28 protein-coding genes, 1 tRNA gene and 1 riboswitch are annotated in these 26,117 nt (G+C 66.3%); of the genes, 9 read left to right on the plus strand and 20 right to left on the minus strand.

Annotation, left to right across the window (positions count from 1 at the left end):
* Positions 1-23 precede the first annotated feature (23 nt).
* Together NA2_RS16330 and NA2_RS16335 are read right to left on the minus strand one after the other, a co-directional pair.
* Positions 24-2,774, minus strand: coding sequence for a molybdopterin-dependent oxidoreductase (locus NA2_RS16330; protein ID WP_008598135.1), 2,751 nt, complete (start codon positions 2,772-2,774; stop codon positions 24-26).
* Entirely contained in the window at positions 2,771-3,625 is an 855-nt protein-coding gene (locus tag NA2_RS16335; protein ID WP_008598136.1) for an FAD binding domain-containing protein, read from the minus strand. The genes NA2_RS16330 and NA2_RS16335 overlap by 4 nt, the downstream gene beginning before the upstream one ends.
* Positions 3,626-3,790: 165 nt before the next feature.
* On the opposite strand from NA2_RS16335, the gene pncA reads away from it, so the two are divergent.
* Entirely contained in the window at positions 3,791-4,390 is a 600-nt protein-coding gene (gene pncA / locus NA2_RS16340; protein WP_008598137.1) for a bifunctional nicotinamidase/pyrazinamidase, read from the plus strand.
* 34 nt (positions 4,391-4,424) lie between these two features.
* Here the strand turns inward: pncA and NA2_RS16345 are convergent, their stop codons facing one another.
* From NA2_RS16345 to NA2_RS16375, 7 genes are all read right to left on the minus strand, one after another.
* Positions 4,425-5,132 (minus strand): ABC transporter ATP-binding protein, encoded by a 708-nt coding sequence (locus tag NA2_RS16345; RefSeq protein WP_008598138.1) that lies wholly within the window; start codon positions 5,130-5,132, stop codon positions 4,425-4,427.
* A gap of 1 nt (position 5,133) precedes the next feature.
* Entirely contained in the window at positions 5,134-5,874 is a 741-nt protein-coding gene (locus NA2_RS16350) for an ABC transporter ATP-binding protein (RefSeq protein WP_008598139.1), read from the minus strand.
* Positions 5,862-6,836, minus strand: a complete 975-nt coding sequence (locus NA2_RS16355) for a branched-chain amino acid ABC transporter permease (RefSeq protein ID WP_040678221.1) — start codon at positions 6,834-6,836, stop codon at positions 5,862-5,864. Before NA2_RS16355 ends, NA2_RS16350 begins: the two co-directional genes overlap by 13 nt.
* Positions 6,837-7,017: 181 nt before the next feature.
* Positions 7,018-7,899 (minus strand): branched-chain amino acid ABC transporter permease, encoded by an 882-nt coding sequence (locus NA2_RS16360; protein WP_008598141.1) that lies wholly within the window; start codon positions 7,897-7,899, stop codon positions 7,018-7,020.
* 201 nt (positions 7,900-8,100) lie between these two features.
* On the minus strand, positions 8,101-9,405 hold the full coding sequence (locus NA2_RS16365; RefSeq protein ID WP_008598142.1) for an ABC transporter substrate-binding protein: 1,305 nt from the start codon (positions 9,403-9,405) through the stop codon (positions 8,101-8,103).
* A gap of 264 nt (positions 9,406-9,669) precedes the next feature.
* On the minus strand, positions 9,670-11,094 hold the full coding sequence (locus NA2_RS16370; protein WP_008598143.1) for a hypothetical protein: 1,425 nt from the start codon (positions 11,092-11,094) through the stop codon (positions 9,670-9,672).
* Positions 11,091-11,867, minus strand: coding sequence for a GntR family transcriptional regulator (locus NA2_RS16375; RefSeq protein WP_008598144.1), 777 nt, complete (start codon positions 11,865-11,867; stop codon positions 11,091-11,093). Before NA2_RS16375 ends, NA2_RS16370 begins: the two co-directional genes overlap by 4 nt.
* A 255-nt stretch (positions 11,868-12,122) precedes the next feature.
* Here NA2_RS16375 and NA2_RS16385 point away from each other — a divergent pair, with 255 nt between their 5' ends.
* The 3 genes from NA2_RS16385 to NA2_RS16395 all read left to right on the plus strand — a co-directional run bounded on the left by NA2_RS16385 (position 12,123) and on the right by NA2_RS16395 (position 14,886).
* Positions 12,123-13,109, plus strand: a complete 987-nt coding sequence (locus tag NA2_RS16385) for an ABC transporter substrate-binding protein (protein ID WP_008598146.1) — start codon at positions 12,123-12,125, stop codon at positions 13,107-13,109.
* 64 nt (positions 13,110-13,173) lie between these two features.
* Positions 13,174-13,953, plus strand: a complete 780-nt coding sequence (locus NA2_RS16390; RefSeq protein WP_008598147.1) for an ABC transporter ATP-binding protein — start codon at positions 13,174-13,176, stop codon at positions 13,951-13,953.
* Positions 13,954-13,956: 3 nt separating this feature from the next.
* Positions 13,957-14,886 carry an ABC transporter permease gene (locus NA2_RS16395; protein ID WP_008598148.1) on the plus strand — a complete coding sequence of 310 codons (930 nt, stop codon included), beginning with the start codon at positions 13,957-13,959 and terminating at the stop codon, positions 14,884-14,886.
* A 57-nt stretch (positions 14,887-14,943) separates the two neighbouring features.
* On the opposite strand, the gene NA2_RS16400 is transcribed toward NA2_RS16395, so the two are convergent.
* The 5 genes from NA2_RS16400 to NA2_RS16420 form a co-directional block, all read right to left on the minus strand.
* Positions 14,944-15,147, minus strand: a complete 204-nt coding sequence (locus NA2_RS16400; RefSeq protein ID WP_008598149.1) for a Trm112 family protein — start codon at positions 15,145-15,147, stop codon at positions 14,944-14,946.
* A gap of 13 nt (positions 15,148-15,160) precedes the next feature.
* Positions 15,161-15,832, minus strand: a complete 672-nt coding sequence (locus NA2_RS16405) for an LON peptidase substrate-binding domain-containing protein (protein ID WP_008598150.1) — start codon at positions 15,830-15,832, stop codon at positions 15,161-15,163.
* A gap of 66 nt (positions 15,833-15,898) precedes the next feature.
* On the minus strand, positions 15,899-16,570 hold the full coding sequence (locus NA2_RS16410) for an LON peptidase substrate-binding domain-containing protein (RefSeq protein ID WP_008598151.1): 672 nt from the start codon (positions 16,568-16,570) through the stop codon (positions 15,899-15,901).
* A 68-nt stretch (positions 16,571-16,638) separates the two neighbouring features.
* A complete protein-coding gene (trxA, locus tag NA2_RS16415) occupies positions 16,639-17,661 on the minus strand; it encodes a thioredoxin (RefSeq protein ID WP_008598152.1) in 1,023 nt (340 codons plus the stop codon).
* A 79-nt stretch (positions 17,662-17,740) separates the two neighbouring features.
* Positions 17,741-18,238: a prolyl-tRNA synthetase associated domain-containing protein gene (locus tag NA2_RS16420; protein WP_008598153.1), complete on the minus strand. Its 498-nt coding sequence runs from the start codon at positions 18,236-18,238 to the stop codon at positions 17,741-17,743.
* A 199-nt stretch (positions 18,239-18,437) separates the two neighbouring features.
* Between NA2_RS16420 and NA2_RS16425 the strand changes: the two genes are divergently transcribed.
* A tRNA-Gly gene (locus tag NA2_RS16425) sits at positions 18,438-18,512 on the plus strand.
* A 207-nt stretch (positions 18,513-18,719) separates the two neighbouring features.
* Here NA2_RS16425 and bioB read toward each other — a convergent pair.
* The 3 genes from bioB to NA2_RS16440 form a co-directional block, all read right to left on the minus strand.
* Positions 18,720-19,697, minus strand: a complete 978-nt coding sequence (bioB, locus tag NA2_RS16430) for a biotin synthase BioB (protein WP_008598154.1) — start codon at positions 19,695-19,697, stop codon at positions 18,720-18,722.
* Positions 19,694-20,254 carry a biotin transporter BioY gene (locus NA2_RS16435; RefSeq protein WP_008598156.1) on the minus strand — a complete coding sequence of 187 codons (561 nt, stop codon included), beginning with the start codon at positions 20,252-20,254 and terminating at the stop codon, positions 19,694-19,696. The genes bioB and NA2_RS16435 overlap by 4 nt, the downstream gene beginning before the upstream one ends.
* Before the next feature lie 76 nt (positions 20,255-20,330).
* A complete protein-coding gene (locus NA2_RS16440; protein ID WP_008598157.1) occupies positions 20,331-20,996 on the minus strand; it encodes a GntR family transcriptional regulator in 666 nt (221 codons plus the stop codon).
* Between the two features lie 269 nt (positions 20,997-21,265).
* Positions 21,266-21,381: riboswitch (TPP riboswitch) on the plus strand.
* A 77-nt stretch (positions 21,382-21,458) separates the two neighbouring features.
* Here NA2_RS16440 and NA2_RS16445 point away from each other — a divergent pair.
* The 3 genes from NA2_RS16445 to thiD are packed head-to-tail and all read left to right on the plus strand — an operon-like array spanning position 21,459 to position 23,582.
* The gene (locus tag NA2_RS16445) at positions 21,459-22,106 is read left to right on the plus strand and encodes a TenA family protein (RefSeq protein ID WP_008598158.1); all 648 of its coding nucleotides are present in this window, start codon (positions 21,459-21,461) and stop codon (positions 22,104-22,106) included.
* 4 nt (positions 22,107-22,110) lie between these two features.
* Positions 22,111-22,785 carry a TenA family protein gene (locus NA2_RS16450; RefSeq protein WP_008598159.1) on the plus strand — a complete coding sequence of 225 codons (675 nt, stop codon included), beginning with the start codon at positions 22,111-22,113 and terminating at the stop codon, positions 22,783-22,785.
* The gene (thiD, locus tag NA2_RS16455; RefSeq protein WP_008598160.1) at positions 22,782-23,582 is read left to right on the plus strand and encodes a bifunctional hydroxymethylpyrimidine kinase/phosphomethylpyrimidine kinase; all 801 of its coding nucleotides are present in this window, start codon (positions 22,782-22,784) and stop codon (positions 23,580-23,582) included. The genes NA2_RS16450 and thiD overlap by 4 nt, the downstream gene beginning before the upstream one ends.
* Before the next feature lie 107 nt (positions 23,583-23,689).
* Here thiD and NA2_RS16460 read toward each other — a convergent pair whose 3' ends face one another.
* Positions 23,690-24,211, minus strand: coding sequence for a CBS domain-containing protein (locus NA2_RS16460; protein ID WP_008598162.1), 522 nt, complete (start codon positions 24,209-24,211; stop codon positions 23,690-23,692).
* A gap of 187 nt (positions 24,212-24,398) precedes the next feature.
* Here NA2_RS16460 and NA2_RS16465 point away from each other — a divergent pair, with 187 nt between their 5' ends.
* Positions 24,399-24,584 (plus strand): hypothetical protein, encoded by a 186-nt coding sequence (locus NA2_RS16465; RefSeq protein ID WP_008598163.1) that lies wholly within the window; start codon positions 24,399-24,401, stop codon positions 24,582-24,584.
* Positions 24,585-24,694: 110 nt separating this feature from the next.
* Here NA2_RS16465 and nqrM read toward each other — a convergent pair whose 3' ends face one another.
* Together nqrM and NA2_RS16475 are read right to left on the minus strand one after the other, a co-directional pair.
* Complete coding sequence (nqrM, locus tag NA2_RS16470) at positions 24,695-24,925, minus strand: (Na+)-NQR maturation NqrM (RefSeq protein WP_008598164.1); 231 nt, start codon at positions 24,923-24,925, stop codon at positions 24,695-24,697.
* A gap of 77 nt (positions 24,926-25,002) precedes the next feature.
* Positions 25,003-26,043, minus strand: coding sequence for an FAD:protein FMN transferase (locus NA2_RS16475; protein ID WP_040678226.1), 1,041 nt, complete (start codon positions 26,041-26,043; stop codon positions 25,003-25,005).
* Between the last annotated feature and the right edge of the window lie 74 nt (positions 26,044-26,117).

Below are 26,117 nucleotides of genomic sequence, written 5' to 3' on the forward strand. Positions count from 1 at the left end.
AAAGGCAGGCAATATCACCCTACTCATCTCCCAGCCTCCCCCCGCGCCCGGATGGCCTCCAGAACGCGGCTCGGCGTTGCTGGAACCTTGGCGATCTCGGCGCCGGTGGCGTGGCGGATCGCGTTGAGGATGGCCGGCGCGGTGGGGATCAGCACATGCTCGCCCAGCCCCTTGGCGCCGAATGGCCCTTCCGGGTCCGGCACCTCGATCAAGATTGTCGTCACCGGCGGCACGTCGCCGATGGTGGGGATCAGGTAGTCGTGCAGGTTCTCCGTGCGCCCCGGGACATATTCCTCCATCAGCGCAAGGCCGATGCCCTGCGCGATGCCGCCCTCGATCTGCCCTTCGGCCAGCAGCGGATTGATGGCGCGGCCCACATCGTGGGCGGCGGTGATGCCGAGCGGCTTCACCGTGCCGAGCGTCGTGTCCACCTCCAGCTCCACCAGCTGCGCGCCGTAGCCATAGACGGCATACGGCGTTCCCTGCCCCTTCGCGTCCAGCGCCGTCGTCGGCGGGTCGTAGCTCTCTTCCGCCGAGAAGGCATAGCCGCGCGCGTCGGGCGCGATGTCCGCCAGCGGCAGACGCCGCCGCACATCGCCCTCGCGGATGACGAGCGCCCTGTCCTCGATGCCGATCTCGGCCGCATCCGAAACATTGGCGAAGCGCAAGATCGCCTCGCGCAGCGCCCGGCCGGCTTTCTCGGCCGCCTTGCCGGTGACGTAGGTTTGGCGCGAGGCAGAGGTCTTGCCGGCGTCGGGCGTCAGCGCCGTGTCGCCCGAAACCAGCGTGAAGGCGGAAAGCGGCAGGCCGGCGGCATCGGCGCAGATCTGCGCGATGACCGTGTTCGACCCCTGGCCGATATCGACCGCCCCCTGGTGCAGCATCACTGCACCGGACGCGGCGATGCCGACGCGGATGGTCGACGGGTTGGGCAGGGCCGTGTTGCCGCAGCCATACCAGCAGGAGGCGACCCCCACCCCGCGCCGCAGCTTGCCGCCGCGCGCGTTGAAGGTCTCTGCCTCGGCGAGCGCGCGGCTCCAGTGCGGCTGCAGGGCCTCGAGGCAGGCCCGGATGCCGACGCCGGAAAGCTGCTGGCCGCAGGTGGTGCGGTCGCCGTCGACCAGCGCATTGTCGATGCGGAACGCCAGCCGGTCGCGTCCGAGCTTTTCGGCCAGCCGGTCATAGAGCACTTCCTGCATGATGGTCGCCTGCGGCACGCCGAAACCGCGGAAGGCGCCCGCGATCGGGCCATTGGTATGGATCGCCCGCCCGGTGGCGCGATAGTTGGGTGTCCGGTAGGGGCCGGAGGCATGGACCGGTACGCGGTTGGCGACGGTCGGCCCCCAGCTTGCATAGGCGCCGGTGTTGAAATCGCCCTCGAAGACCATGCCGGTGACGCGGCCGGCCTCGTCGGCGGCGATGGTCGCCTGCATGGCGGCCGGGTGGCGCTTGGTGGTCGAGCGCATGGACTCCGCCCGCGAGAAGACGATGGCCGCCGGGCGGCCGGTCTTCAGTGCGACCAGGCCGACCAGCGGCTGTAGCGAGATGTCGAGCTTCGAGCCGAAACCGCCGCCGGTGGCGAGCGGCACGACGCGCACCTTTTCCGGCGGCAGGCCAAGCACCCTGGCCGTGTCGTCGCGGTCCATGAAAGGCGCCTGGGTGCAGGCCTTGATGACCAGCGTGTCGCCCTCCATGACGGCGTAGCCGGCCTCGGGCTCGATATAGGCATGCTCCACATAGGAGGTCTCGATCGTGCCGCTGACGGCGGCGAAGGCGCCCGCGATCGCCGCTTCCGGATCGCCGCGCTCGACGAAACCCTGGGTCAACTGGTTGCCGGCCCGCCCCGCATGCAGGTCGGCGAAGCCGCCCTGCCGCGCCGCATCCGGCGTCAGCGCATGGGGCAGCTCGCTCCACGTGACGGGGAAGGTTTCGAGATCCAGCGCCTCGATCGCTTCGCGCTCGCCGGCGACAAGCGCCACCGCCTCGCCGCGAAAGCGCGCCCGGCCTTCGGCCAGCGCCGGCTGGTCGGCGAAGGGCGGAATGACGCCGAAGCGGTTTTCGCCCGGAATGTCGGCTGCAGTGAAGACGGCGACAATGCCGGGATGGGCGGCGACGAAGGCATCCGTATCGCCGATCTCGAACGCCGCATGCCAGTGCGGCGAACGGACCACCGCCACCGAAAGCGCATCGGCCGGACGCTCGTCGGCGCCGAAAACCTCGCTGCCCATGACCTTGCGCAGACCGTCGAGGCGGATCGGCGAGGCGCCAACGGCTTCGCCCCGCCCGACCAGCGCCGGATCGACGGCGACCGAGCGGTTGGCGTTGATCACCGCGTCGATGATCTTGCGGTAGCCGGTGCAGCGGCAGAGCACGCCGCCCAGCGCGTCCTTCACCTCCTCCTCCGAGGGAGAGGGATTGGTTTCTAGAAGGGCCGCGGCGCTGACCAGCGCGCCGGGCGTGCAGATGCCGCATTGCGCGGCGCCGTGGCGCAGGAAGGATTCCTGCAGAGCCGACAGGCTGCCGTTCGACAACCCCTCCACCGTGCGCACACGGCGGCCCGAAAGACTCGCTGCCGGCATCAGGCACGCGCATACGACCTCGCCGTCGACCAGCACGGAACAGGCCCCGCAATCGCCCGCGTCGCAGCCGACCTTTGTGCCCGTCAGGCCGAGCTCGTCGCGCAGCACGGAAGACAGCCGCTGCAGCGGCGCGACCTTCGCCTCGACGGGATGGCCGTTGACCTCGAAGGAAAGCCTGACGCGCGTTTCGCTCATGCCGCCAGCCCTCCGCGCGTGTCTTCCCCGCCTGCGAGCGCCACCGCGCGGGCGACGATCTCCCGCGCCGCGTCCCGCCGGTAGGCGGCACTGCCGCGCACATCGTCGATCGGGGCGAGTTCGGGAAAATCATAGGCTTCGATCAGCGCCGCACAGGCTGCCGCATCCTTGCCGCGAAGCCGGGTCTCCAGCCCCGTGAGGCGCTGCGCCACGGCAGAGCAGGAACCGACGGCGATGGCGGCGTCCACGATCTTCTTGCCGTCGAGGACCAGCCGGGCGGCGGCCATGGCGATGGAGATCACCAGATAGCGCCGCGCGCCCAGCTTGACGAAGCCAGACCGCCCGGTGGCGGATGCCTTCGGCACGCGGACCGCGGTGACGAGTTCATGGTCCGCACGTGCCGTTTTCCGGTTTCCGAGGATGAAGGCGGAGAGCGGAAGATGGCGGACGCCTTCGGCGGAGCGCAGCTCGACCTCGGCATCGAGGGCCAGCAATGGCGGCACGCCGTCGGCGGCCGGGGATGCATTGCACAGATTGCCGGCGACGGTGCCGGTGTTCTGGATCTGCACCGAGCCCACCTCGCGAGCCGCCTGCTTCAGCATGTCGAAGGCGGGCGGCAACGGAGCGCGGACAAGCGCGCTCCAGGTGGTGCGCGCGCCGATGACGAGATGCGTCTCCGTCTCGGCGAGGCCCTCCAGCGCGGACAGTCCGTTGATGTCGAGCACGTCGTCCCTCACTGGCCCGGAACCCAGCACCGGATAGAAATCCGTGCCGCCGGCAAGGATCGTCCAGCGCTTCGAGCGTAAGAGCTCGAGCGCCCCCTCCAGTTCGGTCGGTCTGGCATAGTCCATGCTGCGCCTGCCTGCCGTGATGGCGATGTCGTTCCCCGTGCCTTTCCGGTTTGCGGCGGCACGTTATTTCATTCGTATACAAATGATACGCCGGTTGGCCCGCTTGTCAAAGGGGAACATTCGGTCCAACGTCGCGCCGATCTTTGGGAAAGCGAGGGAACGAACATGGCGGACGAGGCGCTGATCGTCATCGATGTGCAGAATGATTTTTGCCCGGGCGGGGCGCTGGCCGTCGCCGATGGCGACCGGGTGGTGCCGGTGGTGAACGGGCTGATCCGACGCTTCGAGCACGTTGTGCTGACGCAGGACTGGCATCCGGCCGGCCATTCGAGCTTCGCGTCCTCGCACCCCGGAAAGGCGCCGTTCCAGGCGGTGACGATGCCCTATGGCGAGCAGACGCTGTGGCCGGACCATTGCGTCCAGGGGACGAAAGGGGCGGACTTCCATCCCGGCCTTGAATGGACGAGTGCCGAGCTTGTCATCCGCAAGGGCTTCCGCCAGGCAATCGACAGCTACTCGGCCTTTTTCGAGAACGACCACGAGACGCCGACAGGGCTCGGCGGCTATCTGCGTGAGCGGGGCGTTTCGAAGGTGACGCTGGCCGGGCTGGCGACGGACTTCTGCGTCGCCTATTCAGCGCTCGACGCCCGCCGGCTGGGCTTTGAGGCGAGTGTGGTTCTGGAAGGCAGCCGGGCGATCGACCTTGGCGGCTCGCTCGCAGCGATGACGGCGATGATGAAGGACGCCGGGGTGGCGCTGGTTTGAGTGGACCGGCGGGCAAGCAGGCGCCAGGCCCCGCTCACCCCACACCCACATAGCGGTGCACCATGCCCGGATCGGCGCGCAGGCGCTCGACATCCACGGTTTCGCGGTTGCGCCCGTTCTCGATGAAGGCGACACGGTCGGCGACGGGCAGGACCGCATCGACGCGCTGCTCGACCAGGATGGTCGACACGCCGCGCGTCCGCAACGCCGCCACCGTCTCGCGGATGCGGGCGATCATCGACGGCATCAGCCCTTCCGTCGGCTCGTCCAGCAGAAGCACATCCGGCTCCAGGCAGAGCGCCCGCGCCATGGCGAGCATCTGCTGCTCGCCGCCCGAAAGCGTTCCGGAGCGTTGCTTCAGCCTTTCGCGCAGGACAGGGAACAGCTCGAGCACGCCGTCGCGCGTCGCCGCTCCCTTGCCGCGCGTCATTAGGCCGATCTCGATGTTCTCGCCGACCGTGAGTTCGGAGAACAGCCGGCGGCCCTGCGGCACATAGGCGACGCCCGCCCGCGGCACCTCGTGCGGGGCGAGCTTCGCCAGATCCGTGTCCCCGAGAAGGATGCGGCCGGCCGTCGCCGGCACCAGGCCCATGATGGTCTTCAGCGCTGTGGTCTTGCCCGCCCCGTTGCGGCCGAGCAGGCAGAGCACCTCGCCGGCCTGCAGTTCCAGATCGAAGCCGCGCAGCACCTGCACATGGCCGTAGGAGCTGTCGACGCCTTCCATTTTCAGCGCTGCCGTCATCTCACCCTCCCAGATAGGCCTGCTGGACGGCGTTGTCGGCACGGATTTCGTCCGGCGTGCCCTGCGCGAGAATGCGGCCCTGCTCCATCACCGTGATGCGCTCGGCGAGCGCCATCACCACATCCATGTTGTGCTCGATCAGGAGCACCGTCGCCTCCGCGCCGATCTGCCGAACGAGCGCGATGAAGTTGTCGATCTCGCCGTCCGAAAGCCCCTGCGTCGGTTCGTCGAGGATCAGAAGGCGCGGCTTCAGCGCCAGCCCCATCGCCACCTCGAGCAGCCTCTGGTGACCGTAGGAGAGATTGCCGGCGACCTTGCCGGCATGCTCGGCCAGCCCGACCCTGGTCAGCGCATCCATGCCCTGCTCCGTCAGCGCCCGGGCCGAAAGGCCGCGCGCGCGATCGTCGATCAGCCGCCGCTGGACGGCCAGCGCCACATTGTCGAACGCCGTCAGGTTGGCGAAGACGCTGGTGATCTGGAACGTATAGGCGATGCCCGCGCGCACCCTGCGGTGGGCAGGCATGCGCGAGATCTCGTCGCCGGCGAAGACGACGCTGCCCGAACTGGGCGCGACGCGGCCGCAGATCAGGCTCACGAAGGTCGTCTTGCCCGCCCCGTTGGGTCCGATGATGGCGTGCGTCTCGCCCTCGGGCAGCGAGAAACTCACCTGGTCGACGGCCCTGAGTCCCCCGAAGGTGCGGCAGAGATCCCGGGTCACCAGCAGCGGGGTCACGGCAGCCATGGCAACCACCTTCCGCGCACCGTGCCGGCGATGCCCTTGGGAAAGAACAGGATGACGCCGATCAGGACGAGACCGACCACCAGGAGATGCGCCGTCGTGTAGCTCGACGCGGTGTCGATGACGTAGAACATGAACAGCGTACCGATCAGCGGCCCCAGCGTGGTGGCAGCCCCTCCGACCAGCACCCATAACAGCGGCAGGATCGAGTACTGGATCGCCGCGAAGCCAGAGCCGACATAGCCGAACAGCACCGCATAGGCAGCCCCCGACGCGGCGCAGAAGAGGCCCGACAGAACCACCGAAGCGAGCTTGTTGGCGAACACATTGTAACCCAGCATGCGCATCCGCTCGTCGTTCTCCCGGATGGCGACCAGAGAGCGCCCGAACGGCGCACGGACCAGGAACAGGATCACCGTCAGGACGAGCGTGAACAGCGTCAGCGCCACCAGGTAGCGCGTCGACGGATCGGAGAGGTTGAGCGCGCCGCCCGGAAAGGCAAGAACGCGGCTCGACTGCGGCAGCACCAGCCCCTCCTCGCCGCGCGTATAGGTCGTGAAGTACAGCGTCGTCAGATAGAAGACCTGCGCGAACATCAGCGTGACGATCATGAAGGCGACGCCCGTGGTCCTGAGCGCCAGGAAGCCGACGACCAGCGCCAGTCCAGTGCCCGCTGCTAACCCTGCGGCGAATGCCGGCCAGACGCTCCATTCCAGATGATAGACGGTCAGCCCCGCGCCGTAGAGCCCGGCGGCGAAGAACATGGCGTGGCCGAGGCTGAGCAGCCCCGTATAGCCGAAGGCGAGGTTGTAGCCCATCGCGAACACGGCGAGCACCAGCACGCGGGCGAACACGCCGCGATGGTACTCCGGCAGCAGGAAGTTGAGCGCCAGGAGAAGGAGGACGACGCCGGCATGCAGCGCCAGGCTCTTTGCGGAAGGTGTGAGTTTGATGCGATTGGCCATGGCGCGCGTCACACCCCCCTCTGCCCTGCCGGGCATCTCCCCCTCAAGGGGGGAGATTGGCTGTCATGTCCGAAGGCGCCCACCCCGGAACGTGCTTGCGAGAGTTCGATGACGAGACATTCTCCCCCCTTGAGGGGGAGATGCCCGGCAGGGCAGAGGGGGGTAGCAACATGAAATCCGCTCATCGCGCCACCGTCCCGAACAGGCCCTGCGGGCGGAAGACCAGCACCATGGCGACCGCCAGCGTCGCCAGCATCTTGGCGAGCGTCGGCGAGAAGAACATGGAGATGATGCCGTCCGACAGGCCGATCAGCACGGCGGCGACGACCGTGCCGCGCAGCGAGCCGAGGCCCCCGATGATGACGACGATGAAGGACAGGAGCAGCGGATCGTGCCCCATCAGGTAGTGCGCCTGCTGGATCGGCACGATCAGCACGGCAGCCACCGCCGCCAGCCCCGCCCCCAGCGCGAAGACGCCGGCATAGACGCGCCCGACCGGGATGCCGAAGGCCTGTGCCGTCTCGCGGTCGAACTGGGTGGCGCGCATGACGAGGCCGATCTTCGTCCGCGTCAGCACGAACCAGGTGGCGATCATCATGAGGATCGAGAAGCCGATCACCGCGAGCTTGTAGGCGGAATAGCCGAACCAAGGCAGGCTGATGCGATAGTTGAACGGCGCCTCCACCGGCCGCGCCTCCGGCCCGTAGAAGGTGAGCGCCAGTTGCTGGACGATGTAGAGCAGGCCGATCGTCGCGACGATGGTCGCTTCCGGCTCGTATTTGAGCCGGCTCAGCACCAGTCGTTCGGCGACGAAGGCGATGGCTGCCACCACCAGCGGGCTGAGCACCAGCGCCAGAAGGAAGCCGACGGCGGGGTGTCCGCCGACCAGCGTGGAGAACCACCAGGCGAGTACCGCGCCCAGCATGTAGAACTCGCCATGGGCGACGTTCACCACCCGCATGACGCCGAAGACGAGCGACAGGCCGAGCGCCATCAGCGACAGGACGGCCGCCGTCACCAGCCCTTCAAGCGAGGCGAGGAGGAAATAGGGACCGAAGGCCATTCAGGGATGCGCTTTCATGAACGGGGCGGAAGGGATGCCACGATTTTTCCTGATCATCTGTCGGCGCCCGCCCCTCATCCGCCTGCGTGCTTCGCATCCTTCTCCCCGTGAACGGGGACAAGGAGGATGGCCGCGACGTTGATGGCCCCTCTCCCCGCTGGCGGGGAGAGGGTAAGGCTGAGGGGCGATAGAGCCGACGAATCAGAACGACATCGCCGTATAGTCGGCCTCCGGCTCGTAGGCGCCGTCCTCAATGGAGGTCCGGTGCACGACCTTCAGCTTGCCGTCGACCACCTGGCTGATGCTCTGCTCGCCGAAGACCTGATGGGTCTTGCCGTTGAAGCGCTTCTTGCCCTGCGGATGATCGGCGCCGGCCTCCATGTCGGTCATCGCCTCGGTGGCCTCGATCATCGCGGCGCGGTCGTCCGTGCCCTTGTAGTCGCAGGCTTCCATCGCGGCCTTGATGATGTTGAGCGTCTCCCAGCAGCCGAACATGTGGGCCGCGGTCGACACGTCCTTGGCGTCCTGCGTGCTGGCGCCGTTTTCATCGATGCCGACGGCCTCGCGATAGGCGGTGACGTAATCCGCCTGGTCGGGCTGCGCATAGCGCGGCATGCCCTCCCAGAAATGGCTGCCCTCGAGGAACTCCAGGCCCGGGCTCTTGATGTCGACCGCCTCGAGCGAGTCGATGAAGCCGAACAGCTTTGGTCCGGAATTGCCGAAGAACTCGCCCATCTCCTTGACGAAGGTGAGCACCGCCGGCCCGACCATCACGTGGTAGATGACCTCGGTCTCGGAGGGGATCTGCGGGAAGTAGCGGGTAAAGGAGGTTTCGGTCGGCGGGATCGGCACCTTCGCGACAACCTGGCCACCCTGCGCCTCGATCGCCGGCGTGAAGAAATCCCGGTGATCGTGACCGAAAGCGTAGTCGGGATAGACCAGCGTGACCTTCTTGCCGAGATTGTCGGCGATCCACGGCGCCATCGAGCGCGCCTGCGCCTTCACGTCGGTGATGCCCGGCTGAACGCAGTAGCGGTTCAACTTGCCCGAGGCGACGTGATAGCCCTCGCTGACCACGTAGTAGGGGATCTTCAGTTCGCCCGCCGCGGGCGCCGAGCCGACGACCACATGGCTGAACAGGGTCCCGTAGACGAGGTCTACCTTGTGCTGGTTGGCGAACTTCTCGACCACTTCCGCGCCGCGCTTCGGATCGGTGCCGTCATCCTCGATGACGATCTCGAGCGGCCGCCCGTTGATGCCGCCGGCGTCGTTGATCCGCTTCGCGGCGGCCGTGGTCGTGCGTTCGTACCAGCGGCCGTAGGCCGCGCCGATGCCGGTGCGGTGGCACTGGAAGCCGATCCTGATCGGCTCGGAGGACTGGGCCTGGCCGTAGCGGACGAAGCCCGGCGCGGCGATCAGCCCGGCGGCGGCGCCAAGCCCCTTGAGCGTCGTGCGGCGGCTGACGCCGCTGGCTGAATTCATCTGAAGCTTGCGATTTTCACTCATGCCGGTTCCCCATTGTTGTGATCGTTTGACCGAGCAATTCCAACGGTTGGAGACTTTTTCCAGCGTTGGAAAAATCACTTGTGTACAAACTAAATCACCAATCCAACCCCTTGGCAACAGGACATGCCCCAAGGGAAACGCGCCTGTCTTTTAGAGTATTTTGCCCACGAGCGAAATCACCAAACCCGAACAAAAACACGAAGAAACAAAGAGTTACAAAAATCGGCAACTACGCGGAATTTGGTTTCTCTTTTCAGGCGCTTTCTAACCTGCCGTTGGCGCGGAAAGGAGCCACAGGCCGAAAACCGTATAGGCGATCATCAGGATCGCCAGCGGCACCTGGCTGAGGCTCGCCCTCCGGGCGGAGCCGAACAGATGGTGGGCGATCAGATGCGCGATGATGACGGCCAGCACATGCGCCCCGATGATGGCGAATGCCTGCGCGTTCCAGATGATCCAGGCCGATTGGGCGCCGAGGGCGACGCCGGCCTGAACGTACAGACCCGCCGTGCCGAAGAGGTCCCAGCCGCGCACCAGCGGGTCCGAGAGTGCCGCGAGCGCATACTGGCCGTTGATGAGGAAGACCACCAGATAGTGCGAGAAGTGATAGGCGAGCGCGATCGGGACGATCGACCAGACCAGCATCCCCGGAGCATTGCGCACCGGCGTGCCGCCGGCCAGGACTTCGCCGAGCCGGACGCAGCCGAGGAACGCCCCGCACAGGAGCAGGAACATGCCGAACAGTCCTGCCGTGTTGGCCCCGACCAGCGCCGAACGGCCGGGGAACTCCAGCGGGTTCACCCCGATCAGGTCTAGCCAGAAGAACGTGCGCATGAAACCGTCGAACGAGACGGAGCTCAGCGCGAGCAGAAGGAACGCGACGCCCGACACCGGAAGAGCCGCGCTGCCGCGCAGCTTGTGCCCCGGCAGGCCGGCGTAGAGCACCACGCTTCCCTGCCCCCGGCGCACCGCTTCGAACGGCGAGAGGCGGGCGACCATGCCGAAGAACACCGACAGGAACTCGACCCGGCGGCTCCACGCAGGGTAGCCGAACAGCGCCATGCCGATCATGCTGAACAGCCAGTAGGCGGCGACTGCCAATGCCAGCCGCGCCGGATCGTCGGGAGCGGGATAAACCAGCTCGAACCACGCGAAGGCGAAGAGGAGGACGACGGCCGGCCCCATTCCCAGCCCCTCGGGTAGGCGCAGCCAGCCGCTTTCGGGAAGGCCGGCGCGCAGAAGGAGCCGCCAGATGCCATACCAGGGATTGAGCCATGCCCAGAGATTGCCCAGCACGCCCTGCGCGAGCGTCAGGCCGACCCACATCAGGGTCCAGATCACCAGCGGCAGCGGGTTCGACAGCGGATCGCGGCTGCCCAGCAAGCCGGCAAGCACCAGGCCCGCAAGACAGAGGAAGGACAGGAAGCTCACCCCTGCCCTGCCGTCGAAGGGCAGCCGGACCAGTCGAATCCGGCGCCCCGCCAGCCTGCCCAGACCTTCGCCGGGCAGGAACACGAGGATCAGGAAACTGAGCGCGACGGCAAGCATGCCACCGAAGAGATAATAGTGGGTCGGCAGGAGAAGCACATGCCCGCGGTCGGACGCGTGCGCCCATGCCGGGCCGCCTGAAGCGGCCAGGGCGCATGCCGCGAATGCCGCAGCGCCGCAGCGCGCGATCCGGCCGGTCACGCGGCCGCCCCGCCGTCCTCCCCACCGTCCTCCATGCCCGGCGCATCGGCCAGCGTGTAGACATCGACGGTCAGCCCGACATGTTGCTTCATCAGCGCCATCGCTCCCTCCAGGTCCCGGTCGAGCGATAGCTCCATCAGGCGGGTGTGCTGGTCAAGCGACATCGCGTCGTGCAATGCGGCAAGCGCCGCTTCATGGCCGGTCTCGTGCCCAGCCGCGGCGCGCAGGGTCGGCCGCACCGTCAGGAAGATGTGATGCCGGCAGAGCTGCCCCCAGATCTGCGCATAGAAATGCTTCAGCCACTCCGAATCCGCCGCCGAAAGCAGCGCCTCGTGGAACTCCTGGTGCTTCTGAACCCAGTCGAGCAGGGCGGCCTCGGAAAGCGTTCTGCCGGGATTGGTGCAACGCGACAGGCGATAGTGCGCGGTCACCACGGCTTCTTCCCAGGCGCCGCCGCCCGTGCGGATCGCCTCCTCGAGCAAGGTCGTCTCGACCGCCAGGCGCGCTTTCGACAGATCCTCCAGTTCACCACGCGAGACAGGCGCAACGGCAAAGCCGCGATTGCTGACCGCCGTGACGAGGCGTTCGGCCTCGAGCCGCGAAAGCGCCTCGCGCAGCGGTGTCCAGCCGAGGCCGTAGGTTTCGCGCAGGGCCCCGATGCGCAACGGCGCTCCGGGCATCAGCCGCGTCGCCAGGATATCCTTCCTGAGCTTCAGATAGGCCGCCTCGGTCTTGGTGCGCGGCTCTTCTTCGTCAATAGCGGTATGCAGCAAGCAACGCTCCTCCTCCACGCATGATTATATATAATTTCTGCGCCATTCAACAATTATATATAGTATTTGACAGTCTGCACCCCGGCGATATGATGCCCTCTGCACTGGGTGGGGAGGATGCAGACGCTGCCGTGTGCAACATCCATCCGGCGGAGGAACGGGCTACCCGCAAACCTTCGATCGTTATTGTAGAATGGGAGGCGCGGCCGGCCCTCGTCCAGCCGCGTGTCATGCCCAGCCCCTGGGAGGAATGAGATGACTGGAAAGACAAGCTTATCGCTGTGCGGCATTGCCGTTGCCGGTGCTCTGGCCCTTGGCCTGGGATCGGCGATGGCCGAGCCGATCCGCATCGGCATCGCCAATTTCGGCGAGCACCCGCAGCTGAACACGGCGATCGAGGGCTTCAAGCAGGCCCTGACCGACGGCGGCTATGTGGAAGGCAAGGATGTCGTTTATTCGGTAAGCCATACCAATTTCGACGCCTCGCTGGTGCCGCAGATGATCGCCAAGCTGCAGGCCGAAAATCCGAAGCTGATGTACACCGTCACCACCCCGGTTTCGCAGATCGCCAAGAAGGCGCTGGCCGGATCCGGCATCCCCATCGTCTTCTCGGCCGTCACCGATCCGGTCGCCGCCAAGCTCGTTCCCGGCTGGGAGGCCGGTGACGAAGGCATGACCGGCGCGACCGACCTGCAGGACGTGGCCGCCGTGATGGAATTCGCCAAGAAGCTCGTTCCGGACGCCAAGCGTTTCGGCCAGCCCTACAATCCAGGCGAGGCGAACGACGTGGCGATCCTCGACAAGGTCAAGGAAGCCGCGCCCGCCGCGGGCTTCGAGGTGGTCGAGGTCGGCGTCGACAACGTCAACGACATCCAGCAGCGCATCGCGTCGCTGGCCGGCAAGGCCGATGTGATCTACACGCCCGCCTCGAACCTGCTACAGCCGGCGATCGCTGCGGTTTCCGCCGCTGCCCGCCAGGCCGGCATCCCGATCATCAATTCCGATGACGGCGCGGTGTCCGACGGCGTCGTGCCGGCCAGCTTCGCGGTCAACTACCAGCAGGTCGGCGTCAATGCCGGCAAGATCGCGCTGGAGATCCTCAAGGGCGCAGATCCGAAGACGATCGCGCCGATCAACCCCGCCTATGAAGACCACGCGCCGCGCATTTCGAAGAAGGCCATGGCCGCCTTCGGCCTCGAAATCCCGGAAGAGTTCGCAAACTGCGACTGCGTCGTCGATTGAACAGTTGGAAGAACGGTCGCGGCGCCCCTGACGGGGCGCCGTGTTCCATTCAAGGGAGGTGCCGGTGCTGGAAATCCGTGCCGCGCGAAAGACATTCTACCGTGGACAGCCTGACGAGAAGGTTGCCCTCAACGGCCTCGACCTGACACTGGCGACCGGCGAGTTCGCCGTCGTCATCGGCTCGAACGGGGCGGGCAAGAGCAGCATGCTCAATGCCGTCTCGGGCTCGCTGGCGCTCGATTCGGGCAGCATCGTCATCAATGGCGACGACATCACCGCGATGCCCGTCCACAAGCGCGCGGCACGCATCGCGCGTGTCTTCCAGGACCCCATGCTGGGCACCGCCGCCAGCATGACGGTCGCGGAGAACATGTTGCTGGCGGATCTGCGCAGCAGGCGGCGCACCCTGCGCCCCGGCCTCAATGCGAAGCGCCTTTCGACCTATCGCGAGCGCCTGTCTATCCTCGGCCTCGGCCTGGAGGACCGGCTCGACACGCGCGTCGAGCTCCTGTCGGGGGGCCAGCGGCAGTCGCTGTCGCTGATCATGGCGGTCGGCGGCTCGCCGGACCTGCTTTTGCTCGACGAGCACACGGCGGCCCTCGATCCGCGCACGGCGGACATCGTCATGAGCGCCACGGTGCGCGCCGTCGAGGCGCTCAAGCTGACCACGCTGATGGTGACGCACAACATGCAGCACGCCGTCGACTACGGCCATCGGGTGGTGATGCTGGATTCCGGGCATGTCCATCTGGAGATCGGCGGCGACGAGAAGGCCGACATCACCGTCTCCGACCTGATCGGCCATTTCGCGACGAAGACCGACCGCATGCTGCTGGCGAGCTGACCCATGGATTTCCTGCAAACAACCCTGACGAGTTTCATCGCTCTCATCCCGGTGACGCTGGCGCAAAGCCTGATCCTCGGCTTCGTCGTCGCCGGCATCATGATCCCCTTCCGCATGCTGAGCTTTCCCGACCTCACCAGTGAGGGTGCCTTCCCGCTCGGCGGCTGCGTCTGCGGCGTGGCGCTGGCCGCCGGCCTGTCGCCGGTCACCTCCATCGGGCTGGCGCTGCTCTTCGGCTTCATCGCCGGCTGCTGCACGGCGTTCATTCATCTGCGGTTCCGCATCCACACGCTGCTGGCCGGCATCCTGGTGATGACCATGCTCTACAGCGTCAACCTGCGCATCATGGGGCGCTCCAATCTCTCGGTGTTCGGCTCGACGACGATCTTCGACTGGGTGCCCTTCGCCCAGCCCGGCTTTCCCGTCGCCAAGATCGTCGTCGTCGGCGCGATCTCGCTGCTGGTCTTCCTCCTGCTGAACTTCTTCTTCACCACGGAGAAGGGGACCGCCGTGCGCGCGGTCGGCGCCAATCCGGCGATGGCCGAGGCGCAGGGCATCAATGTCTGGGCGGCGACCATCGGCGGCGTGGGGCTGGCCGGCGGATTCTCGGCGCTCTCCGGCGCCCTGATGGTCCAGTCGCAGGGCTTCGCCGACGTCAATATGGGGCTCGGCATCCTGATCAACGGGCTGGCGGCGCTGATGATCGGCGAGGCCATCGTCGGCAAGAAAACGGTCTGGCGACAGCTTCTGGCGCCCTTCGCCGGCGCCATCGTCTACTACCAGCTCGTGTCCCTGTGCCTTGCGGCGGGCATGCCCCCGCCCGATCTGAAGCTGGCGACCGGCGCCTTCGTCCTGCTGATGCTGGCCCTGCCGACCCTGCGCGGCGCGGGAGGACGGCAGGCCGCCGCCGCGCGGGAGAGCTTCCGCGAATAGGCACGCCCTGGAGCGTTTATGCGGACATCAGGTGATCCCACCTGACTGCAAAATACTCTAGCGCGGCCCGGTGCGCGCTTCATCGAGGGCGCGCGCCTCCGAAGGCAGCATGATCGGGATTCCGTCGCGCACCGGATAGGCGAGCTGCGCCTTGGCCGAGATCAACTCGCTGGTCTCCCCGTTCCAGCGCAGGGGTCCCTTGGTGAGCGGGCAGACAAGCAGCTCGAGGAGCTTCCGGTCTATTCGTTGGCCGTCCGTCATGCCTCTCCCTCGCCTATTGCAGATGCAGGCCGGCGTTGTTGTCGCCCTGCGCCAGTGTGATTTCGGTAATGGCGATGAGCGTTTCCGCCCGCGTCTTCAGATCGGGGGCTTCCAGCAAGGCCTGCTTCTCGGCCGCGCCGTAGGGCACCATCATCGACAGCGCGTTGACGAGGCTAGCGGTCTCCGCCTGGTTGACGCTGTCCCAGTCGGCTTCCAGATTGTTGGCGTCCAGATAGGCGCGAAACGCCTTGAGCAGCGCCGCCCTGTCGATCCGTTCCTCATCCGTGTCGCTGTGCAGGTCGCTCTCGAACGGCGTAATGCGGCACTGACGAAACGGCGTGGAGACGGCCAGTTCCTCCGCCAGTCTGAACCGGCAGATGCCGTTCAGCGTGATCAAATATCGCCCGTCTCCGGTTTCCGAGACCGAGGCGAGCCGGCCGACGCAACCCACCTGGCACAGCTCCGGCTCGCCATCGCCGCGCCGCGCCCCGTCGAGCCGCGGCTGCACCATACCGATCAGGCGGTGGCCGGAAAGCGCATAATCCGTCATCGCCAGATAGCGCGGCTCGAATATGTTCAGGGGCAGCCTGCCGCCGGGAAGCAGCAACGCGGCCGCCAGCGGAAAGACCGGTATCACGCTGTCGATGTCGTCCGCGTGCCGATAGGATTGATTGCCTGCCTTCACTCAACTTCTCCCGGTATCTTCCCGTTATCTGGAGCAGCCCCGCGAATAGGCAATATTCTGCCCATCTCAGGAAAACAAAAGCGATGACAGCCGCCGCCGCGCCGCCAGTGTGATTTCGGTGATAGCGATGAGCGTTTCCGCCCGCGTCTTAAGGTCGGGCGCTTCCAGCAAGGCCTGCTTCTCGGCGGCCCCGTAGGGCACCATCATCGAAAGCCGGTTGACCAGGCTGGCCGTCGCCGTCTGGTTGACGCTGTCCCAGTCGGCTTCGAGGTTGTTGGCCTCGTGATAGGCGCGAAACGCCCTGAGCAGGGCCGGCCTGTCGGCCCGCTCCTCGTCCACGTCGTCGTGGAGATCCCGCTCGAAAGGGGTGACGCGGCACTGCCGGAACGGCGTGGAGACAGTCAGCTCCTCGGCCAGCCTGAACCTGCAGATGCCGTTCAGCGTGATCAGGTATCGCCCGTCTCCGGTTTCAGAGACCGAGGCGAGCCGGCCGACGCAGCCCACCTGGCACAACTCCGGCTCGCCGTCGCCACGCCTGCCGCCGTCGAGCCGCGGCTGCACCATGCCGATGAGGCGACGGCCGGAGAGCACGTAGTCGGTCATCGCCAGATAGCGCGGCTCGAGGACGGTCAGGGACAGCCGACCGCCGGGGAGCAGCAGGGTAGCCGCCATCGGAAGGACCGGAATCACGCTGTCGATGTCGCCCGCGTGCCGATAGGATTGATTGCCTGCCTTCACCCAACTTCTCCCGGGATGTTCCCGTTATCCGGAGCAGCCCCGCGAATAGGCAAATAATCGGCCCTGCCTCAGGAGAACAGCAGCGAAGACAGGCGCCGCCGCGCCGCAAGCGTGGCGGGATCGGCCGGTCCCCAGGCCTCGAAGAACTTCAACAGCTGCGCGCGCGCGCCATCCTCCTGCCACGTGCGGTCGGCGCGCACGATCGACAGCAGGCTTTCCGCCGCCGCGCCACGGTCGCCCTTCGCATTCTGCAACAGTGCCAGGTCGAACCGGGCCTGGTGATCGGCCGGATCTGCCGCAAGACGGCCTTCGAGAGCCGCACTGTCGCCGAGGCCGGCCACCTGCTCAGCAAGTGCCATCTTCGCCCGGAGGGCGGCCACGGGAGCCGCATCGGTCTTCTCGGGCGGCACCTGCTCGAGCAAAGCGCTCGCCTGCTCCACCTGGCCCGCCTCGAACATCAGGTCGGCGAAACCGGCCAGCGCTTCGACATTGTCCGGCACGCGCTGCAGGACCGCTGAATAGATCTGCGCAGCCCGCTGCTGGTCGCCGGCCTCCCGCGCTTCGGCGGCGGCGGCGAGCGCCTCCTCGATCTCGGCTCCAGGGCCGGCCTTGCCGCCGAGCCGGGCGATGAACTCCTTGACCTGGCTTTCGGGCAGCGCGCCCATGAAGCCGTCCACCGGCTGCCCGTCCTTGAACGCGAACACGGCGGGGATTGACTGGACGCCGAGCTGCCCGGCGATGGCCGGGTGCTCGTCGATGTTCATCTTGACGAGCTTCACCTTGCCGCCCGCCTCGCGGACCGCCTTTTCGATGATCGGCGTCAGCTGCTTGCAGGGGCCGCACCAGGGCGCCCAGAAATCGACCAGAACCGGCTGGCGACGCGATTCCTCGATCACATCCTTCGCGAACGCCGCGGTCGTCGTGTCCTTGATGAGGTCGCCGGCCGGAGCGGGCGGCGCGTCCGCGAGCGTGAAGGCCGGTGTCGCCGCCGAAGCGGCAGCGCCGGGCGCAGAGAACTCGACATTAGCCGTGTACTGGGAGCCGCCGCCATAGGCCTCGGACTTGTCGTACGGATTGTCGCGGTTGGTCATCTGTGCCCCTTCTTCGATCCCGGGCTCACCACCTCAAGGGCGGCGTCGAGCCTCGCATAATTTGCCCACAATGTGGCGATCACTCGGTGACTTTCAAGACGAGCGGCTCATGCCGCGTACTCTCCAGGAAACGCAGCAGGTCGTCCCGCCGGATCGATGTCGTCGCCGCATTGGTCAGCGGGTGCGCGTTGATCGTCTCATTCTCCAGCAAAGCGGCGTCGAGCACCACCGTTACCTGACCGCCAACATCGTTGATCACGCCGAACGCGGTGACCGAGCCCGGAGCCACGCCGAGCAGTTCCATCAGCTTGTCCGGCTTGCCGAAGGACACGCGGCCGGAGGCGCCGATCTTGTGATGGATCGACTTCAGGTCGACCACGGCATCCTCCTCGACGGTCACCAGGAAAAACCTGTCCTTCTTGTCCTTCAGGAAAAGATTCTTGGTGTGCCCGCCATCGATCGCACCGCGCAGGGACTGCGAATCGGCAACTGTGAACAGCGGCTCATGGCGATGGGTTGCCGTCTCGATGCCGAGGGCCTTGAGGTGGTCGAGCAGTTCTTCCGGTGACTTGGGCACGGTCGTTCAGCCTTCTTCTGTCCGGTCGCGACAGGCTGTACGCGCCAGTCGCGTCCCACGGCAATCCCGCAGGGCGCGAATGCGGCGTTTCCCACAGCCGAGACCCTCTGCCGAAAAAGCATTTTTGCCGCAGGCGATTTCCTGTTGCAATTGCCGCCGAGTTGAGACTATAAGCGCGCCGTCGGAAACGACATCGCGAGCGGGCGTAGCTCAGGGGTAGAGCACAACCTTGCCAAGGTTGGGGTCGTGAGTTCGAATCTCATCGCCCGCTCCAGTTTTACTGAAAAGTCGAATGCACAGCAGGCGCCCTTCGGGGCGCTTTCTGCTTGCGCGCCCTTCATCATCGATCGTCGGAAGAACGCAAGCGCTCTCGGGGACGCTGGCGCGAGGTCGATTCGGCGCCCCGGGTGCCCTGCCCCTTCGATGCAGCCAAGATGGGCCACATCGGTTCCAGGCGGCAGTACTGCCCAGGATCACCTCGTCACTCGGCCGCCTGGGACATCCCCTGCTCCCGCGCCGGCGCAAAGCGCATGCCCAGTCGCTCGACCAGGGACTGATCCTGCCATGCGGCCGGATTGCCCGTGGTCAGCAGCACGTCTCCGACGAATATGGAGTTCGCTCCCGCAAGGAAGCAGAGCGCCTGAAGCTCCTCGCTCATGCCGGTCCGGCCGGCCGACAGGCGCACGACGCTTTGCGGCATCAGGATCCGCGCCAGCGCCACCGTCCTCGCGAGCGCGAACGGGTCGATGGGCTTCGCCCGCTTCTGGACCGGCGTGTTGCCGATCTCGTTCCACATGTTGATGGGCACACTGTCGGGATGGCTGGGCAGCGTCGCCAGCGTCACCAGCATGGAGATCCGGTCTTCGACCTCCTCGCCCATTCCGAGGATGCCGCCGCAGCAGACCCTGATCCCGCCCTGGCGCACGCGCTCGACGGTTTCGAGACGATCATCCATCGTCCGCGTGGTGGCGATTTCCCGGTAGTATTCGGGCGACGTGTCGATGTTGTGGTTGTAGAAGTCAAGACCGGCCGCCTTGAGGCGGCCGACCTGTTCCGGGGAAAGCATGCCGAGCGTCATGCAGGTTTCCAGCCCCATTTCCCGGACGCCCTTCACCATGGCGCAGAGCTTGTCCATGTCGCGGTCCTTCGGGCTTCGCCAGGCCGCCCCCATGCAGAACCGCTGGGCGCCGGCCGCCTTGGCCCGCCGCGCCGCCTGCAGGACCTCGTCGAGCTCCATCAGCTTGGTCGCCTTCACCCCCGTGTCGTGATGAACGCTTTGCGAACAGTAGCCGCAATCCTCCGGGCAGCCACCGGTCTTGATGGAGAGCAGGCTCGCCGTCTCGATGACGGTCGGGTCGAAGTTGCGGCGGTGGACCTCCTGCGCGCGGTGGATGATGTCGGGAAAGGGAAGCGCGTGGATGGCGCGCGCCTCCTGAACGGTCCAGTCGGTGCGGATCATCGGGCGGCCCCGCTCCGCAGGCTGCGCCAGCCGCAGATCATGGCGACGCCGAGCCCGATCTTGAGGAGATCGCCCGGCACGAAGGGGGCCATGCCGGTGGCGATCAGCGCCTCCGCCGGAACGAACCCCGCAAGCCATGCAAGCCCCGCTGCGTAGACGACGGCCAGGCCCGCCAGCATCGCCGCCGCGATCCGCAGCGCTCCCCCGCCCGCGGCCAGGAAGCCGGTCAGCCAGCTCGCCACCAGATAGCCCGCCAGATAGCCGCCGGTCGGTCCGAGCGCGTAGGCCATTCCGATGCCGCGCTCCGGCGAACCGGCAAAGACCGGCATGCCCGCAAGGCCTGCGCCGAGATAGGCCGCCATCGCTGCCAGGCCGAGCCGCGACCCCAGCGCAACCGACAGCGTCAGGACCGCCAATGTATGCAGCGTCATGGGAACGGGCCAGAACGGAATCTGGACCTTGGCGCTGGCGGCGATCAGGGCCGCGGCCCCGACGACGAGGCCGCAATTCCTGACCAGGCTGGATGGAAAGCGATGGGTGGTCGCCAGTTCTTGCATCGGAAAATCTCCTGCTGTTGGATTTAATCTATAACAGCAAGGCTAGATCATTCAACGCAATAGAGATTATAGATAATCAATCGAGAAGCTTTTCCGCGACCTCGATCTCGACGCTCTGGCGCGCGCCGCCGCGACGGCCCATCCACCCCACATGCCGGGCAAGCACGTCGCACGCGGCATCCACCTGCCCGCGCCGTAGAGCGGCAAGGATGGCGCGATGGTCATGGTCCGTGCGCGCCTCCCAGTCGGAGCGCCACGCCGCGAAGAGAAACCGCGCGCTGGCAAGGTGAAGATCGTCTATGGCGGCCAGCAGGCGCGGCATGCCGCACGGCTCGAGCAGCATCCGGTGAAAGGCGCGGTTCGCTTCTTCCCATTCGCCCACGTCCCGGGCTTTTTCGGCCCGTTCGGTGGCACGCTCGGCCTCCCTGAGAAGTGTGGCGGTGACATGCGGCGCGGCATGCCTAAGCGCAAGCGCCTCCAGCGATGCCCGCATCTCGGCCACCTCGCGAAGCTCCGCCACGTCGAAGGACGTCACCCGGACGCCCTTGTGAGGCTCGCTGAACGCCAGCCCCCTGGCCTCAAGCCGGCGGAACGCCTCCCGGACGGGCACGTGGCTCGCGCCGAACTCCTCGGCAATGCGGTCCTGCCGCAGGCGCGCTCCGGGTTGCAGGCGACCCGACACGATGCGTCCGGTCAGCGCGGTTTCGATCTTCTTGGCGAGGGTTTCGTCGGATGCGCTCATGGATCATAGATAGTCCGGCGGGTGATGCCCGGCAAGCGTGACGGCATCTCGTCAGGAAAACGACTTCCCGGCGCCCCGGATCCGCTCACCGCGCCGAGTGCCCGATAGCCGCATGCGTACAGTCCGGGCGCCGGTCCCGAAGCGTGCGGGGAGCTTCCGCCTGCCTTCCGATCCGCGTGACCGGAGGGACGGTAGGGCAGCGGACCTGGATCTTTCCGCACCCGAACGCCTTGGCTCTGGTGACAAGGCGGGCCGGTGCGTTTATTGAAGACAGCACCAAGGGGAGTCCCGACAAGGGGCTGAGATACCGCTGGCACTTCGCGCGCGGTGACCCTTCGAACCTGATCCGGATCATGCCGGCGAAGGGATGGGAACGGAAACCTGCCTTTTGCCGGCCTCTTTGCGAGGCCGTACCATGACAGAAGACATCGGTCTCGCAGCCAGCCACGAAAGGGCAGCGTCATGACCGAACGTTTCACCGAAACACTGAAGAACGCCAGCGAGCCGACGTGGAGCGCCGCCGTCGGACACCGCTTCGTCCGCGAGCTTCACGAAGGCAGCGTTTCCGACAGGGTCATGGCCGCCTATCTGGTCCAGGACCATCGTTTTCTCGACAGTTTCCTGACCCTGCTCGGCGCCGCGATCGCGACGGCCGACACCTTCGAGGCCCGGCTGCGCTTCGGCCGGTTCGCGGGAATGGTCTCCGGCGAGGAGAACACATACTTCCTGCGCGCCTTCGATGCGCTGGGCGTCACGGAGGAAGCCAGGGCGGCGATCTCCGACACGAAGCCGACCGAAGGCTTCAAGGCGATCATGCGCCAAGCCGCGGAAACGCGCTCCTACCCGGCCGTGCTCGCCGTCCTCAACGTGGTCGAATGGCTCTACCTCGACTGGGCCGCCCGGGCGCCGCAGCCGCTCCCCGGGAACTTCGTCCATGCGGAATGGATCACGCTGCACGACAATCCGTTCTTCCGCGATTTCGTTGCCTTCCTGCGCGAGGAACTGGACCGGGTCGGGCCGTCCGAGGAAAAGACATGCACGGATTTCTTCCTGCGAACCGTGACGCTGGAACGCGATTTCTTCGATTCCGCGTTCGAGATCGGGGAGTAGGCCCGTGGACATCTTCGATCGCCTCAGGCACGCCGCCGCTTCCGACTGGGAAAGCTACGTGGATCATGCCTTCGTCCGGCAACTGGGCGACGGCACGCTGCCGCAGCCGGCCTTCCGCGCCTATCTGGTGCAGGACTATCTGTTCCTGATTCAGTTTGCGCGCGCCTGGGCGCTGGCGGCGTACAAGAGCCGCACCGTCGCCGATATCCGCGCTGCGCAGGATGGGCTGGCCGGCATTCTCCAGGAAACCGAGTTGCATGTGGAACTGTGCGGGCGGTGGGGCATCTCGCGCGATGCCCTCGAAGCCACGCCGGAACATCAGGCGACCGTCGCCTACACGCGCTTCGTTCTCGATTGCGGCGCCGCGGGAGACCTGCTCGACCTGCAGGTCGCACTGGCGCCCTGCGTGATCGGCTATGCGGAGATCGGCAGCCGGCTGGCGCCTGACGGCGTCGATGCCCTCGGCGACCACCCCTATCGCGAATGGATCGGCGAATATGCGGGGGAAGCCTATCAGGGTGTCGCCACCGGCGCGCGCAGGCAGCTCGACCAGCTCGCGGCCAGGGGAATGACCGAAATCCGCTTTCAGGAACTGGCCCGGACGTTCGCGATGGCCAGCCGGCTCGAGGCGGATTTCTGGCAGATGGGGCTGGACGCCCCCGGAGGCGCGGCATCATGATTCACAACGTCCTGAGCATAGCCGGAACCGACCCGACGGGCGGCGCCGGCATTCACGCGGACATCAAGACGTTCTCGGCCCTGGGCACCTATGCGATGGCGGCCATCACAGCCGTCGTCGCCCAGAACACGCAAGGCGTGCGTTCCTTCGTGGCGCTCGATCCCGCCTTCGTCGGCGACCAGATCGACGCCGTCTTCGAGGACGTGCGCGTCGACGCGGTCAAGATCGGCATGGTGGCGAATGCGGCGATCGCGGAAGTCATAGCCGAACGCCTCGACCGCCATCGCGCCGCCAATGTCGTGCTCGATCCGGTCATGGTCGCCAAGAGCGGAGACCATCTCCTGAAGCCGGATGCGGTCGCGGCCATTCGCGATCTGCTGGTGCCGCGATCCACGGTCATCACGCCGAACCTGCCCGAGGCGGCCGTGCTGCTGAAGGCGGAGAACCGCTGGAGCCTGGAGGAGATGCGTCGTCGCGTCGTCGATCTGCACACGCTCGGTCCGCAATGGGTCGTGCTAAAGGGCGGCCATCTGCCGGAATCGCCGCAGAGCATCGACATCCTGCACGGCGCGACGGGCACGACCGAACTGGCGGCGGCGCGCGTGAACACGCGCAATCTCCACGGAACGGGCTGCACGCTTTCCGCCGCCATAGCGGCGCTTCTGCCGGCGGGCAGCGTCGAGGAGAGCGTTCGTTCAGCCAAGACCTATCTGCACGGTGCCCTCGTCTCGAGCCGTGAGCTCAGTGTCGGAAAAGGGCATGGTCCGCTGCACCACTTCTATCGCGACAGGCAGTGAAGCCGTGCGATCGCACCAGTACGACAGGTCTTTGCGGTTTCAGGGGGAACGGAGGAAGCCGGCGCGGGAACGATGGTTCCCGCGCTCCGGACCGGCCGATCCCGGCTCTACCCGACGATCAGCTGCTTGAGCTGAAGCGCCTCGTATTCGAGTTCGTTGAGCCGGTAGTGCACGACATCGCCTATCGTGACGATGCCCGAGAGGCCCGTTTCATCGACAACGGGCATGTGCCGGAAACGCCCTTCCGTCATGCGGCGCAGGACTGAGACCAGTGGCTCATCGGGCGTACAGGTTTCCACCTGCCGCGTCATGATGTCCTCGACGCGCTGCGGCAGGGTGTGGCCCGGCGTATCGGCGAGCTTGCGCACGATGTCGCGCTCCGAGAGAACGCCCACCAGCCCGCCATTCGCATCCGTGGCGATCAGTGCGCCAATGCCCTTGTCGCGCAGGATCTCGACGGCCTTGTACAGCGTTTCCTGCGGGCGGATGGAGATCACCTCACGCCCCTTGCGGTCGAGGATGTTCCGGACCGTCGCCCGTTCCGTGGCGACGTTGGTCACAGGAGTCTGGCTATGCGTCGTTTCGCGCTTCTCGTCCCTGCTCAGCGGCGGCTGATACGAACTGGGCATGTGCGTCACTCCTCCTTGCATTCCATTTCGCTGATATGCGAAACGTCCCAGAGCATCGGACCGAAAAGGGAAATCCTGTTTTCGGTTATCCCGATGCTCAGTCAATGATTCAGATCGTCCTTTGTACGCCCGAAAGGACGCATCGCGATCTAGAATAGTATGAGTTCATGAAGGAGCCATCGTTTTCTTGGCCGGACTTGCATTCGATTCGACGACAGCGACGCTCCTTTTCGTGCTGGGATGCGTGATGGGCTATCAGTACCGCCGCGTCTGGAAGGCGGACGGCCCCACCTGGAAACTGTGGGTATACGGGCTGATGGCGGCCGGCGCCCTGCTTGCCGTGAGCTTCATCCCGCTATCGGCAGCTCTTTAGAAAACTCTGCGGTCAGATGGACCACCTGGAGCGCGGCTGTGTCCGGCGCATTCGGTTGTGCAGGAAGCGCCGGGCGCCGACGTTCGGCTTCCACGCCGCTTTGTGAACCTTCAGCTCATCCCCTGCTCGAGCATGTTGCGTGCCCGCGGGCACTGCAGGCGGTCGCGCAGCGGAGAATTGGGATCGATCTCCTTCTTGCACACCAGGCAGTGATCGGCGCCGGGAATCGCGTTGAGGCCGCCGCAGCTCCCCTTGATGGTCCTGCCCTTGAGGATCACGCCGATCGCCATACCGAGCATGACGACCAGCAGAAGGCCGAATGCAAGCAGAAACGTTGACATAGCGGGTATGCTCCGTCAGTAACTCAGACCGTCCGTCAGGCGTCCGGAGGGACGCACCGCAAACCAGGCCCTGCAAACTAGGCCATGAGTTCGGTGAACCGTGCATTCTTCGTCGTCACGAACCCGGTCTGCGACCCTTCGGCACGCTCGACGAACAATACGGCGAGATTTTGCGCCTCGGCGACCTGCATGCCCTTCTCCCGGCCCATGATGAGCATCGCCGTCGCCCAGGCATCGGCCAGCATGGCGTTGCCCGTCAATACGGTCGCGGAAGCCGTGTTATGGGTGATCGGGCGGCCGGTCCCGGGGTCGATGATGTGCGAATAGCGCGCACCATCCTTTTCGAAATAGTTGCGGTAGTCGCCCGAAGTGGCCATCCCGAGATCGGAGACGCCGACCACGGCCTGCAGTCCGCGGTCGAGGGCGTCCGGCGTCTCGATGCCGATCCGCCAGCGCATCCCGTCGCCGTTGACGCCCGCCGTGTAGAGATCGCCGCCGATCTCGATCATGAAATCCTTGAGACCGGCGGACTGGAGCGCGCGCGCCACCCGGTCGACGCCGTATCCCTTGCCGATGGCGGAAAGATAGACTTCCGCGGCAGGCCGGGTCTTGCGCAGCGTTTCCGCGCCGATCTGCAGCGTCTTCTCCTGGCCCGCGCTGGCCAGGGCGGTCTCGATCGCCGCTGCGCTCGGCATGTGCTCGCCGCCCTTGCCCGCGCCGAAGCCCCACAGGTCGATCAGCGTTCCAACGGTGACGTCGAACTGACCGCCGCTCGCGGCATGCACGTCGCGCGCGGCGTTCATGACATAGGCGAGTTCCGGCGACACGGACACCGCATCGGTTGTCCTGCGGGCATTGAAGCGGGAAATCTCAGAGGTCGAATCCCAGTTCGACATCTGTGAATTGACCTCGGCCAGCGCGGCCTCGACCATCTGGCGCAGATCCGACGTGCCGAGCTTCCCAGCCTGGTCCACCGCCGTCACATTGTAGGTGGTCCCCATGGTCGCGCCGGAGATCTCGATCGCGGCCGGGCCGGGTTTGCAGGCCATCAGCCCCAGCGGCAGAAGCATGAAACCGCGGCGTGAAAACGCAAACTTGTTCTTGGGCACGGCCAACATCTCCTGATCAATCCGCAATCGGTGTACCACCCGTCCGGGGCCTTTTGAGGGACATCCGCGCTCGATTCAACGAT

It is taken from the genome of Nitratireductor pacificus pht-3B, assembly GCF_000300335.1.
Lineage (GTDB): Bacteria > Pseudomonadota > Alphaproteobacteria > Rhizobiales > Rhizobiaceae > Nitratireductor > Nitratireductor pacificus.